Origin of the sequence: Klebsiella sp. K5-306, assembly GCF_051835185.1 — a bacterium.
GTDB classification, from domain to species: domain Bacteria; phylum Pseudomonadota; class Gammaproteobacteria; order Enterobacterales; family Enterobacteriaceae; genus Klebsiella; species Klebsiella oxytoca.
The window spans coordinates 131,430-144,776 of the sequence record NZ_JAIFJY010000003.1 but is presented as its reverse complement, the minus strand read 5'-3'; the positions used below and the strand labels follow the sequence as shown (position 1 = coordinate 144,776).

The 13,347-nt window shown below is 45.7% G+C and carries 15 protein-coding genes; 9 read left to right on the top strand and 6 right to left on the bottom strand.

The window, feature by feature from the left end; genetic code table 11:
- The first annotated feature begins 63 nt into the window (after positions 1–63).
- Both K2184_RS06450 and K2184_RS06445 read left to right on the top strand, forming a co-directional pair.
- Positions 64–441, top strand: a complete 378-nt coding sequence (locus K2184_RS06450) for a hypothetical protein (RefSeq protein ID WP_049094944.1) — start codon at positions 64–66, stop codon at positions 439–441.
- A 22-nt stretch (positions 442–463) separates the two neighbouring features.
- Complete coding sequence (locus K2184_RS06445) at positions 464–1,756, top strand: hypothetical protein (RefSeq protein ID WP_196557100.1); 1,293 nt, start codon at positions 464–466, stop codon at positions 1,754–1,756.
- A 201-nt stretch (positions 1,757–1,957) separates the two neighbouring features.
- On the opposite strand, the gene K2184_RS06440 is transcribed toward K2184_RS06445, so the two are convergent.
- Together K2184_RS06440 and K2184_RS06435 are read right to left on the bottom strand one after the other, a co-directional pair.
- Positions 1,958–2,437: a hypothetical protein gene (locus K2184_RS06440; RefSeq protein WP_023321419.1), complete on the bottom strand. Its 480-nt coding sequence runs from the start codon at positions 2,435–2,437 to the stop codon at positions 1,958–1,960.
- Complete coding sequence (locus K2184_RS06435; RefSeq protein ID WP_023321420.1) at positions 2,421–3,206, bottom strand: winged helix-turn-helix domain-containing protein; 786 nt, start codon at positions 3,204–3,206, stop codon at positions 2,421–2,423. Before K2184_RS06435 ends, K2184_RS06440 begins: the two co-directional genes overlap by 17 nt.
- Before the next feature lie 519 nt (positions 3,207–3,725).
- Here K2184_RS06435 and K2184_RS06430 point away from each other — a divergent pair.
- The 7 genes from K2184_RS06430 to K2184_RS06400 all read left to right on the top strand — a co-directional run bounded on the left by K2184_RS06430 (position 3,726) and on the right by K2184_RS06400 (position 11,147).
- Positions 3,726–4,169: a hypothetical protein gene (locus K2184_RS06430; RefSeq protein WP_004104457.1), complete on the top strand. Its 444-nt coding sequence runs from the start codon at positions 3,726–3,728 to the stop codon at positions 4,167–4,169.
- 173 nt (positions 4,170–4,342) lie between these two features.
- The gene (locus K2184_RS06425; protein ID WP_004104458.1) at positions 4,343–4,903 is read left to right on the top strand and encodes a fimbrial protein; all 561 of its coding nucleotides are present in this window, start codon (positions 4,343–4,345) and stop codon (positions 4,901–4,903) included.
- A 47-nt stretch (positions 4,904–4,950) separates the two neighbouring features.
- Positions 4,951–5,682, top strand: a complete 732-nt coding sequence (locus K2184_RS06420; protein WP_004104459.1) for a fimbrial biogenesis chaperone — start codon at positions 4,951–4,953, stop codon at positions 5,680–5,682.
- A gap of 46 nt (positions 5,683–5,728) precedes the next feature.
- Positions 5,729–8,263 carry a fimbria/pilus outer membrane usher protein gene (locus K2184_RS06415; protein ID WP_023321421.1) on the top strand — a complete coding sequence of 845 codons (2,535 nt, stop codon included), beginning with the start codon at positions 5,729–5,731 and terminating at the stop codon, positions 8,261–8,263.
- A 113-nt stretch (positions 8,264–8,376) separates the two neighbouring features.
- Positions 8,377–9,075 carry a helix-turn-helix transcriptional regulator gene (locus tag K2184_RS06410; RefSeq protein ID WP_023321422.1) on the top strand — a complete coding sequence of 233 codons (699 nt, stop codon included), beginning with the start codon at positions 8,377–8,379 and terminating at the stop codon, positions 9,073–9,075.
- Between the two features lie 21 nt (positions 9,076–9,096).
- Positions 9,097–10,269, top strand: a complete 1,173-nt coding sequence (locus K2184_RS06405) for a fimbrial protein (protein ID WP_004104463.1) — start codon at positions 9,097–9,099, stop codon at positions 10,267–10,269.
- A 173-nt stretch (positions 10,270–10,442) separates the two neighbouring features.
- Positions 10,443–11,147: a fimbrial biogenesis chaperone gene (locus K2184_RS06400; RefSeq protein WP_004104466.1), complete on the top strand. Its 705-nt coding sequence runs from the start codon at positions 10,443–10,445 to the stop codon at positions 11,145–11,147.
- Positions 11,148–11,399: 252 nt separating this feature from the next.
- On the opposite strand, the gene K2184_RS06395 is transcribed toward K2184_RS06400, so the two are convergent.
- The 4 genes from K2184_RS06395 to K2184_RS06380 are packed head-to-tail and all read right to left on the bottom strand — an operon-like array spanning position 11,400 to position 13,212.
- Complete coding sequence (locus K2184_RS06395) at positions 11,400–11,900, bottom strand: DUF2514 domain-containing protein (RefSeq protein ID WP_098992370.1); 501 nt, start codon at positions 11,898–11,900, stop codon at positions 11,400–11,402.
- Positions 11,897–12,526, bottom strand: coding sequence for a glycoside hydrolase family 19 protein (locus K2184_RS06390; RefSeq protein ID WP_098992371.1), 630 nt, complete (start codon positions 12,524–12,526; stop codon positions 11,897–11,899). The genes K2184_RS06395 and K2184_RS06390 overlap by 4 nt, the downstream gene beginning before the upstream one ends.
- Before the next feature lies 1 nt (position 12,527).
- Positions 12,528–12,821, bottom strand: coding sequence for a phage holin family protein (locus K2184_RS06385; RefSeq protein ID WP_049090806.1), 294 nt, complete (start codon positions 12,819–12,821; stop codon positions 12,528–12,530).
- The gene (locus K2184_RS06380; protein WP_098992372.1) at positions 12,808–13,212 is read right to left on the bottom strand and encodes a putative holin; all 405 of its coding nucleotides are present in this window, start codon (positions 13,210–13,212) and stop codon (positions 12,808–12,810) included. The genes K2184_RS06385 and K2184_RS06380 overlap by 14 nt, the downstream gene beginning before the upstream one ends.
- Between the last annotated feature and the right edge of the window lie 135 nt (positions 13,213–13,347).

Genomic DNA, 13,347 nt, shown 5'->3' with positions numbered 1-13,347 from the left:
TAGTACATATATTTCTTTTTTGATACCTTACGCCTATTAGTAATTTGGTCCATGGAGGACACCTTGAAAAAGCTTCCAGTAATTATAATCACGCTATCTGTACTCTTTTTACAGGGGTGCGCTAAACCAATTAAAAAAAGCCCCGAAAAGCTGAGAGAGCAACCGCCAAAAATGTTGAAATTTCAACGTTGCATTACTGATGCTAAAACCTTATCCCAGTTAGATAGTAAATATGAGAAAAGCACCAAAGAGCTGTATACCTTAGTTAATAATGCAAAATTTTATGCGTCTATAGCCGATGAGTCATCGACAAACGTAAGTTCAACAATAACGCCATTTTTTGATTATAAATTAAATGAAATATGTAACAACATATCTCTTATGTTAATTGAAGAATTTCAAAAAAATACTATTAATTCGATCAACAAAGCCAAGAGCTAGAAACAAGGATGTTTGATTTCATATGACAAAATTAAACAAACTAACAATTGCTTCATTATTAGTGTTCATTGCCCTAAATAAAACAGCATCAGCTGAACAAAGCGAGTTTCTTAACGCCATAAAAAATATAAACTTACAGAGTATTGGTGCAAATGAAACAGTAGAACCATCGGATAACAGATCGCAGAATATTAATAGTGAAGCCAGCATCAATGATAAGTTAGAACAAAAAAATAAAAAACTCCAGATGAAGTATGAAAAACTATTGGGATCGTACAATGAAATAAAATTGAACGGTGGCTCTGGTAATGCGGAATCCCAAAAAGCAACTATCTCCGTTCTCACTAATGAAAAGGATAAACTTAACGCTGAGAATACCGCGCTACGTAAGCAGCTAGCTGATGCCACTTCAACTCTTTCCGCCATGCGCAAGCAAGAAGAGCTGTCCTTCGCCAGTCAGAAAAAAGAACTGAGCTCTCTGGGCCAGGAAAACGCCCGCCTGCTCAGCGAATCTGAGGCTACACGTAAACAGCTTGCCGAGGCCGCTTCGCAGCTGGCAGCGTTGCGTAAGCAAAACGAACTCTCCGCCGCCAGTCAGAAAAAAGAACTGAGCTCTCTGGGCCAGGAAAACGCCCGCCTGCTCAGCGAATCTGAGGCTACACATAAACAGCTTGCCGAGGCTGCTAATAAGCTGGCCAGCCTGGAAAAAAGTTCGCAGCAGTCAGCTATTTTAAAAACCAATTTATTAAAAACCCCCGAAGGCAAAAACTCATATTCCTTGGGTGTTTTTTATTATGATAAAATTAACGCTGAATTTGAAAAAATCACTAAAAACAACATTAAACTCGCGCCTTCATTGATGATTGACGGTATGAATGATGCTTTCAATAAATCACTCAAAATAAATAAACCAGAGATAATGGAAAATGTGGTCAAAATTGATCGAATCGTGCAAAGCATTAATAGCGACTATGCTAAAAAGATCCTTAAATTAATTAACAAGAAGAAATATGAAGTACTTGCAAATGGTTCATTTTTAGTTACCGATAAATCGACATCGAAAAAATACAGTGCGAATGAGATAGTAACATTCGATATGCTGGAGAAAAACCTGAACGGCAAGCCTATACTTAACACCATGAATACTAATGTTAATTTTAATCAAATCCGTGATCCGTTGCTTAGAAAAGTCGTTTCAGAGGGTGGTAAAGGTGGTGCAATGACGCTGTATGGCAAGGCAGATATCTTATATAAAAACGTACCTGATGGCGTGTCACCGGAAAGTCTGGTATCGATAACCTTTATGTTAAAGTAGAAAATATATACAGGAAATCATCAGTAAAAGCATCCTGCTTATTGGTATGTATATTTCCTGTTTTTTTATATCACAAGCGGCTGCGGTGGCATATCCATGTCCTCTGCCAGCCGTTTTTATCAACCTCCATTCTCTGCCATAATTAATTATCACATCAGATGAACTAATAACACTTAGCGATCATTTCTACTATCGACCACATCAGTGCTTTATACAAAAAAATATCGGCATATTACCACTTGTAATAACATAATTATCGTTTAAAGGATAAAGGTAAAAAAAGGTACTTACACCTTCTTTAATTAATACATCAGCAAGAAAATCACTCAGCACTTTCGAATGATTTAAGCTTTCCGGTAAAATTGACACTTTTTGTGAGGTAAAGTTATAGGAAAAGTTATTTCTTTCAATTTCAAGATAATTTCTCAGTTTAAAAAAATACACATTTGCATTGCCATCAGTAATACGCCCATCCATCATTATAGTACCGTGCCTGCCATTAATGACAAGGCTGCTTTTAGAAACCAGAAGCTTACCAGATTTCCTCGCCGAATATGTAGCATCACATCGAAAATGAGTGCTTTTGTAGTTGACATAAAAAAACACCATCACCGGAATAATAATTGATATCAAAACAGTAACTAAGATTATAATTCTGCTATTTTTAAAATACATTTTCATCTCTCAAATCCATGACTTCACATTTTTTTGGTCTCAAATCAATAGCTCTATCGCACGAAATAACTGAGATATCAGGCGAATAGGGAAGTATAGTTACATAAACGAAATATTGATGCTGACATTTCAAAAATGACAGGTTCAAAATAGACAATCGGTCTTTGCCATTTTTCGGGGATAGAAAAAACTTACACGTACTCCCGGGCATAAAAACTGGGCCACTGTAGTTTTCAAAGAATTTGTAGCCTCTGGTTTGTGTACCATATATTTCAAAAGTTAATGTGCCTGACATCATCATGATGATTAGTATAAAAGCCATTGTTGTAAAGTGAGTTAGCTTTCTGTTTTGATAAATCACGGGTTCGACAGTTTGTTCTGGTGCGTCTGTCCCATTCTCATTTTTTTCACTGTCATCCTCGTTATAATCCTGCATTTTAGCCAACACGGTTACCGTTGGGTTTAGTCGAAAACCTTTCCTGGTTTCGGTTAGAATATAATCAGTCTCATTTTCACATATCTCTCTGAATGCCCGACGAATGACAGATATGCTCTGATACAAAGTATTAGGAGACGGGATAAATCCACTTCCTTGCCAGGCATACTCATAGAAATCATTTTGTAGCACCAGATCTTTTCTGGAAATCAATAACTCCAGGCAGCGAGCTGAGGGGCCTGTCAATTGCACTTTTTTACTACTATCAGACACGCACGACAAAAGATTCTGTTCTGGCCAAAATATAACTGAATCATTTAGTACATAAATATTCTGCATACAAAATATCAACACCTCAAATCCAAATCAACAACAATAAAGTTACATATTAAGTAACAACCATTAGGAAACATACAAAAAACCTTCAATTAGATTATATAAGACAAAACCAATACCTTCACAATTTTTATCAACCACTTGATTTTAATCATTTTTAATCAAGCATAAGTTAGTTTCACTTTCATAACACATTTTTTTTATTTATGAATAAGTTCCTCAAATGAAAAATCTTAAATTTATCAAACGGCTCCCTATAATTGATTCATACCGAAAACGTAATATAAAAATATCTTACGCAGAGTGTTAACTACTTAGTATCTAAATATGGGTGATATTAATGATGAGGAACGCACGAAAAAGACAAAAAAACCAATAAAGAAGAAAAAAACAGATTTTAAAACCAAACATTAATCAGTAAGCAGCCATTAATCATCACATATATGTCTGATTGATTAATCATTTTTAACATATAGAATGCCACAACACGGATAAGGCAAAGGTAAAAGGAGATCATTTTCAATGACGCAAAACCCAAGAAAATTAGATCATCACCTTTATGGATATTGCATTGGGGATAATCTAGAGTTCAGGATATCACCTGCCTTATTAGTAAATACATTGACAGGCATCAGCATTCGTCTGCGGCCAACAATGGCGCGACTGCTTTCTTATATCTTAAATCATTCAAACGAAAGAATGATTGAAGATGAAAAAATAATGCGGGATGTTTTTGAGAATTATGGCCTCAAGTGTAACAAGCAGCGGCTGTGGCAGGCCATTAACTCGCTAAAAAAAACTTTGGCAAAGTGTGGTTTCAGCCGCTTTATTATCTACAGAGTAAATAACAATGGTTTTTTAATTTCCAATGTGAGAATTGGAATGTTGTTATGTTACGCCCTCAACAACTCTCACTTTGAGATGTTTGAGACTGCTAAGCCAGAAAAACATGACCAGAACATATAGATATATGTAAGTTAAACAGCGGCGAATTATCTTTTAAAGTTGTGTTTACACAACCTTGATAAAGCTATTTTTTCTAAATTCCTCTCCGAGAGAGACACAGTACTCATGATGCTGTGGCGATGTATTTCGTCGAAATCATGTAAAACCAAAAGTAATCAATTAAGGATAATTTTATGAAAAAGTCAGTTGTTAGTACCTCAATCTTTGCTGTTTTCGCTCTCGCAGCATTTTCCGCCCAGGCTGCTTCCACGGGGACCATTACTTTTAACGGTGAACTGACCGACACAACCTGCGAAGTGGATATCAATGGCCAGGGCTCCGACGCAACCGTCATCCTGCCGACCGTCGGCGTAAACCAGCTGACTGCCAGCGGCGACACCACCGGACGGACCTCTTTCAATATGAATATCTCTGACTGCGTCATCGGTACCGAAGGCGGCCACTCCAAAGTAGCCGCTTTCTTCCAGCCGGGTAACACCGTTGACCTCAGCACCGGTCGTTTGAAAAACGTTGGCGGTAGCGCCACTAACGTTGATCTGCGTCTGCTCGACGCCTCCAACAGCTATGCGCCGATTAACATCGGTAACACCGATCAGGTTGATGGCATGGCTTATGTCGATATCAATACCGACGGTACCGCTCTGCTGCCATACGCTGTCGAATATTTCGCGAATGCCCAGACCACGCCAGGTACCGTCACCAGCAGCGTCATTTATAACCTGCAGTACAAGTAATCAGGAATATCAGGGGGAGACTCTCCCCCTGTCACAAGGAGCCCCCAATGAGACCTTCATCTCTCATCCGAACACTCTCAACGGTAGCCTGCCTCGCTGCGGCGGTAACGTCATGGTCATCCCTGGCCAGCGTTATCGTTAACGGGACGCGCGTGATCTACAACGGAAATGAAAAGGAAGTGTCTGTCAGACTGACGAATACCGGCACGCTTCCGGTTCTGGTACAAAGCTGGATTGATGAGGGTGATATGAATGCCAGGCCGGATCGCATCCGTACGCCCTTTACTCTGACGCCGCCGATCAACCGTATTAATGCCGATAAAAGTCAGACTCTCAGAATCAGCTATACCGGCTCACCGGCCCTGCCGCAAAACAAGGAGTCCGTTTACTGGCTGAATCTTCTTGAGGTGCCGGCATCCAAAAAAGACGACAGTTTAAATAAACTGCAGGTGGCTTTTCGTACCCGAATAAAACTGTTTTATCGCCCGGCGGGCCTCACTGACAGAGCAAAAGTCACCGAAGCGGCTGAAAAAATTAAGTGGACCGTATCCGGGGGAAAACTGATTGCCTCTAATTCCTCACCCTATTTTATTTCGCTGGTGTCCGTTTCGCTGAAAAACGCCGGCAAAAATGGCTCGGTTGAAGGCGAAATGGTTCCTCCAATGGGCAGCTATACCTTTAATTTGCCGAAATCCGTAAACGCCGGTGCAGGTTCATTACTGATTTATGAATATGTGAATGACTGGGGCGCACTCAGAAAAGTCGAATACACCTTATAAGCCCTTTTTATATTTTTTACCGCTTCAGCCATGAGGAAATAAAGTCATGCGTCTTCAGTTTGGATATTCATTGATTGCCATCGCTGTCATGGCTGCAATTATGACCCCGCGGCAGGTCGTTGCAACATCGCTTTCATCGTCTCCCGCGAATGAAGACAATCTTACTTTTGACCCCATTTTCCTGAATACCTCGGGTGAAGAAAAAATCGATTTATCGCGCTTTGAAAATGGCGGCTCCGCCACGCCCGGAACATGGTCAACGGATATTTTCGTTAACGGTGAATCAGTCACTCAGAGCCCGGTTTTATTTGCCGAGCAGGCGGATAAAAAAGTGCGCCCGTGTATCACTGCCGGCCTGATTAAAAATCTCAATCTGAATTTCGATAAGGTCCCGGCCTCTTTTACCACCGCTCTGCGGGAGAACCGTGCGTGCTATAACCTTGAAGAATTATTACCCGGGGTCAGCATCATCTATGACTCCTCCACGCAGCGGCTGGATGTCGAAATCCCACAGGCCCTGTTGCGTAACACGGCTCGCGGTTATGTCAGCCCGGCATTATGGGATACCGGTATTCCTGCGGCCCTACTGGGCTATAACGCCAGCACTTACACCACCCGCTCACACGGAAGGGATTACACATCCTCCTATATTGGCCTCAACGGCGGACTGAATATTGGTGGCTGGTATTTCCGCCATGATGGTAACTACAGCTGGCAGCAAAGCAACGGCGGCCAGTATCAGTCCATCAATAATTACGTACAAAAAGATATCTCATCCATCCTCGGCCGGGTGCTGCTTGGCGAAACCTCCACCGGGGGGCAGCTCTTTGATACCCTCCCTTTCCGGGGCGTTGAGCTGGTCAGCGACGACAGGATGCTGCCGCAGTCCCGCCGCGGCTATGCGCCTGATATCCGCGGTATCGCGCGTACCAACGCCAGGGTAACCGTACGGCAGAACGATCGCATCATTTATGAAACCACGGTACCGCCCGGAGCTTTCGTGATTGAGGATTTGTATCCCACCGGTTACGGCGGCAATCTTGACGTGAAGGTCACGGAAGCCGACGGCAGCGTGCAGAGCTTCCAGGTGCCTTACGCGTCGGTGACCCAGCTTCTGCGCCCGGGCGCGCACCGCTATGATGTGGTGGCAGGACGACTGAACGATCCCAGCCTTTCCTTTAACCCAACGCTGTATCAGGCGACCTATCAGCGCGGCCTGTCGAATATCCTGACCGGATACACCGGGATCCAGGGCAGCGGCGCCGCCTACTATGCGGTGCAGCTAGGTATGGCTATTAGCACGGCTATCGGCGCTTTTTCTGTCGATGTCACCCAGGCGCGCGTACACCTGAAAACTACAGACGAGACTGCGAATAGCGGCCAGAGCTACCAGGTAAGCTACAGCAAGTATTTACCGGATACGGACAGTAACCTGACTATCGCAGCGTACCGATTCTCCACGTCCGGATATTACGACTTCCAGACCGCAATGCGCGCCATTGATGAAGAAAAACGCGGCGGTCTGGCCTCCGGAATATGGCGTCCCAAAAATCGCCTGAATATTACGATGAACCAGGGGCTTGGCCCGGGATGGGGACAGCTGTATGTCACCGGGTACACCCAGGATTACTGGAACAACGGTAAGTCTGACATTCAGTATCAAATGGGCTACAGCAATAACTTCGGCCGGGTTAACTATAACCTCAGCGCAGGACGCGTCAGAAACTACAGCGGAAAAATGGAAAACAACTTTCTGCTGAACATTTCCACCCCGCTGGGTGGATACGATAAGAAGCATGTGCCGATGCTCACCGCCAGTCTGAACAAAAGCGGCAACGGTCGCATGGGTGAACAGCTGGGCCTTTCCGGCACCTACGGGGAGGATAACCAGTATAACTACGGGATGACGGCGGCGAACTATAACCAGGGCACCGGCAGCAGCATGACCGCGAGCGGCGGATGGCGCACGCCTTACAGCCATCTGACGGCCAGCTATGGCGCCGGCAAGCATTACCAGAACACCAGTCTGGCCGCCAGCGGGACGGTGATTGCCTGGCAGAACGGCGTGGTGGCCACGCCTTATACGGGAGACACCTTTGCCGTGGTCGAGGCGAAGGATGCGAAAGGCGCCAAAGTCGGCGGCTATCCGGGGCTGAAAATTGACCGCTTTGGACACGCGGCTATTCCGTACCTGACACCGTATGAAATGAACGAGGTCAGTATTGACCCGAAAGGGCTGTCACAGGAAGTTGAGCTGAGCAATACCACCGAGAAGGTCGCACCTCACTGGGGCGCAGTCAGCAAGGTTGTTTTCAATACCCGCAAAGGGATCCCGCTGCTTATCAGTGCAAAAAATTTGCAAGGCGAGCCCTTACCTTTCGGCGCGGAAGTATTTGATGCATCCGGAGCCAACGTCGGCAACGTTGGGCAGATGGGACAAATATATGCGCTGACCGAAGCCGCCGCCGGCCAGCTGACCGTGAAGTGGGGCAGCAAGGATAATGAACAGTGCCGGATAACCTATCGGGTCAACGATGAGAAACCATCAGGGTTCAGAAAGTTGACCGAAACGTGCAAATAAAAAAGAAATGAAAAACCAGCACCACGCTGCCAGACCTGATTGTCACGGCGTTGGGTTCCTTGTTCATTCGCGCATGGCGGTACGGCCGTTTAATTTCCGACAGGGATGACATTATGATTATCAATCACCTTACACAGACCACCGAAGTCAACGTTCTGACCCAGAATGTATACCTGAAAAAGGCCCTCGAGTCGTTAATAGTGGAATGTACGGCGGGCGATAAGAAGGTGCGCTCAGGGTATCACCCTGCTTTTATTAACAAGCCTGAACATTTCAGAGTGGCACTTATCGATACCGAATACATTTATCACCTAAGAGGTGCCTGGTATAAAATTTACAAAGAAATTATCAGGGCAGATTATTACGTTTTCATTTCCTTAACCGATATGAAGTTTGGCCGGGTCCCCTTCCTGCCGCTGTGCGGCTCGGTCAGTAAAATAAAGAAAGCGCTGCTGCATATTATCAACAGCGTCGGGCAGAAAAAGCACTCCTTAACAAGGAGTAACCCGCTGTCCTCTCTGAGCTTTTCCGAAAAGGAGCTGTTCTTTTTTTTAATTTCGGGATACGGCATGGATGAAATTTTTCTCGCACTGGGTAAAAGCAAAAAAACGGTATATCAGTCGAGAACCAATTTAATGAAGAAGATGAGATTAACGAATAAAAAAGATTTGCATATGATGCTGAAGTTTTGTGAATTCGTTGAGTATTACACTTTCAGGGAAAGCACTCAAGCCACCGGCGATAACGCCTCTCTGGTTAACAATGGACGTTTACCGTTTCTCCCGAATCCGGTTGAACATGATATGCACTGATGGTAATTTGTGAGGGTTTAAATGAAAGTGTTATTAACTGTCGTTCGTTTTTTTAAAACACAATTCCGGCCGGTAAAATACCTGAGCCTCGGTCTGGCCTGCATATTCACATCTCAGGCCCAGGCTCTTCATTGTGAATTCACAAAGTTATATACCGATAACATTTCAATCCCCGTTGTTGGTCTCGGAATATCCACCGCCGGTGAAGACGTTCCGGTAGGTAAAATTTTATATCGCCAGGACTATCGAAGTGCCAGCAGAACTACATCATTCGCATGTACCGTTGAGCTTGAAGATATTGCATCCGCGCCATACACAATGAACACATATACAAAAACTGAGGTTATATCCACGCCGTCGGGGCCGGCAGTGAAGTCAGGTGGTAAAGATATATTCCCAACCAACGTTTCCGGTATTGGGGCTATTTTTTATCTTTCCGGGATAGAGGTAGATTATACTTCCTTCCCTCACCTTTGGGAGAGAAGTCAAAGTATAAGCTATGGCACTCTTACCCAAGGTCTGGGCCAATTTTGGAAAGTAACCGTAGAACTTATCAAGACCGGTCCTATTGCAGGAGGTACTCAGCAGGTTGATGGTTCATCCTTTCCAACATTTCAGATTACCTCTGGTTCAAACTCCCCTTTCATTGTAAACAATGTTTTTGTCAATTTGAATTTCGTGGGTTCAACAATGATCCACACCAAAACCTGTCAGCTGGCAACGTCCAATATTGATGTGAATCTTGACAACCATGCGGTTGGTGATTTTACCAGCCCGGGAACGGTTACCGAGTGGAAGGATTTTGATATCGTACTGCAGGGATGCCCACCATTCTATGGTTATGGCAATTACACCTATACTGAAAACACGGACAAACTTACCGGTTCCAATGCCGAAAACGTTGTCTCTATTACCTTTAAAAGCGCTAACGGCGTCATTGAAGGCAACCCTTCACTGGCCAAACTGGATTCTGGAGCCAATGCAGCCACCGGGGTCGGCATTGAATTATCACAAAGAAATATATCCGGCAGCATACCGCTGGATGGTTCCGGCGGCTTTAACCTGACCAATCTTACACAACAAGATAACGCCACCTATACCATCCCGCTAAAAGCTCGCTATGTTCAGTCTGATACCAACGTCACGGCAGGGCCAGCTAATGGTTCCGTCATTTTTACTATTACCTATTTGTGACGGTGGTTTCAGGAAAGTAAAGTCATATTCGTCTCTTTTTTAATATGGTGGGTAAAATTTCTTTTTTAAATTTTACCCATTAAAACTGAGGCACGATAAAGCGTAACAATGAAGGATAACCTTACGATTTAGCATTGGTCTGCACGCTATAGTTTATAAGGGAGAAATATATTATGCCTCGAAAAATAATTTACAGTCATATCATGATAATCATCTTCGCTTTTTGCGGGATAAGTTCTGCTTTAGCCGATATTGTCATCACCGGAACCCGCTTCGTCTATCCGGAAAAAGAGCGTGAAGTAACGGTAAAAATTGATAATGTTGGAGATAAGCCGGCTCTCGCACAGGTCTGGATTGACGCCGGGGACCCTAATGCCACGCCGGAGACGGCCAAAGCGCCCTTTACGATTACTCCTCCTATTAACCGCATCAACGGCGGTAAAGGCCAGACGCTGCGCATGATATATACGGGAGAAAAGCTGCCCGGTGATAAAGAATCCTTATTCTGGCTAAACGTGCTGGAAATTCCGGCGACGAAAAAAGACAATAAAAACCAGCTAAAAATGGCGGTTCGTTCAAGAATTAAAATTTTTTACCGCCCGCAGGGATTAGCCGGCAGCGCCAATCAGGCAGGAAAGTCAATCATCTGGAAAAAGGTCAATGGTGGAATTGAAGGTTCAAATCCTACCCCGTACTTTGTCTCCCTGGCGAATATCACCGAGGATAAAGAAGGGAAAACAGTGGTTGCCAACGGAGGGATGATTGCACCGGGAGGAAAGAGCGTTTTCCCCATGAAGAAGCACCTCGCGACGATTTATCCATCTTATATTAGTGATGAGGGAGCGATTAATTCCTTTGCGCAGCAGATCATCCCCTAATATTGAAATCCGTTATCGTTCACAAACCATCGGCGAAAACGTACGCTTATCACCTTGTAGCGCTAGCCCATACCTTTTCACACTCCATAAAAAATGCCATTAATGAGGTAAGAAATCATTAATGGCATTATTTTTATTCAATTACCGCAAAGAATAAATTTTATTCCCACTCAATTATTTACAGCGATTGTAACTAATTGACTGAAAACAAGTTTATGAAACTATAAATTCTGCGTACCGTTTTATATACCGTCACCGGGATACAGTACCCTGTTTCGTCAGTTGATCGTACTGCCTTTCGCATACCCTTCCGGCTTCTGCTGCCCGGTCAGCGTATTCTGCCAGCTGTCGGTTTCGTTCGAGAGATTTTTCGAGCACGTCGGTGAGCAAAATTCCGGTGTCTGCGGCTGACGTCCCAGCGCCGACAGTGGCGTTATACTGCCTGAGCTGCTCACGGATGGCAACGAGCTGCTGCTGCAGCCGGCCAGCGCGAGCGGCAGCGTCAAGAGCATCATTGCGCGCCTGGTCGATCCTCTGCTGGGCTTCACGTTCATTGGTTGCTTTCTCCTGTTCGTCGTGTTGACGGGCTTTCTCATCTTCTGCTTTGCGGTCTGCCTTTGCCTGCGCATAGCCGGCGTCGTACTGCCTGCCACCGTAAACATTCCAGGCGACAACGCCGCCGGCCACCAGAGCAGCAAGCATCGCGACAATAAACAGCTGTTTCCAGTACGCTTTCACGATGGCGGTGATCATGACACAAGCGCCTTTTTAGCAGTCAGATACCGCACACGGCGATCGTCAATACCATTCTGGCCGCCGTTGATAATCTGGGTCACGCGCGCCAGGTCGCCGGTATATTTGAGACAACCCTTTGTTGCGAAGAACCACGCCGCGCTGCGCGCTGCATAACTGTCCTGCGCCAGCAGCTCTGGCTGCGTTACCAGATCGACCTTTAACCCATTGCCGCAGTCGCGGTAATTCGTCAGGCCAGTGATCTGGATAAGTCCGCGCCCGCGGAAGTTATAACCGTCACCAGGTCCGTTATTCCCCATGCGTTTGCTGTACACCAGATTGGCGATAGCGCGCTGGCGCACCAGCGGCAATGACGGTTCACCCTGGCGGCGGCCGAGTGTGTTCGCCTGGTCCTGAGTCAGTCGCCCGGCGCGAACAAAGCCAGCAAGACCGGCAATGCTGTAGTTAAAGCTTTCTACCAGGCGGCTGAAACCGCCGCTTTCATGCCCGGCCTGGGCAATGAACATCGCCTGATCATCAGGCTTGCTGATGCCAAACTCTTTCATGGCTGCCACGATGTGTGGATGCCAGCGTGTAGCCAGTACCTGGCTGATGCCAGCTGCTTTCTGAAACTGGTTAATATCCATGTTACGACCTCGATATCTTGAAGATTTGCACGACGTTGCCGCGAGTTTTCAGCACAGCGGCAAGCATCACTGCATTAATGACGACCTCAGACAGATCTGCGGCCATGGGGAAGTGGTAGAAGAATGAATACGCCGCCCGTACTGGAATGCTGGCCGCCGATACAATCAGGAAATAGGCAATCCATCCTCCCCACCGACGGTGCCGCGATCCGTTGCGCTGAAAGAACATCACCCGTAGCGCAATACCTGCGCATATGATGGCGTTGGCGATAAGCAGCAGATCATGGCCTGTCATCGTCTTTTCCTCCCGGGATTAAATCGCGTGGATTATCAGAGCGGTGATACAGCCAGATGCCAACCCGAACGGCGACAATGGACGCAACGAAAGCGCCTGCGGAATATACAATTCCGCGCTCAAAAGAGTCCTGCGTGATTGTCGGGATCATGCTGGCCAGCCCGATAAGGACTGATGCTGTTGGCTTGTAGAAGAGAAGACCGCAGAGAAAGCTGAGAAGGGACAAAAGAACGCGGCGCCGGATAGGATATTCAACCGCTGAGGTGACAAATATTACCGCCCCCGCGAGTGAGCCCAGCGCCACTTCTGGCGGAACTCCAGCGACGACTGCCGCCAGAGCACCGTAGCTAAGCCCCTGATTTACTGTATCAGCGGTTAGCGTTCCTGGCATGGTGACCACCGTTTACTATGCATGATGAACCTCCTGAAGTTGGTAAGATCATCATACACAACAATCCACATATGGATAAATGGTAATTTTATGAGAGCGATAGAAACACCATGAATAAAAAGCCCCACTCAAGGG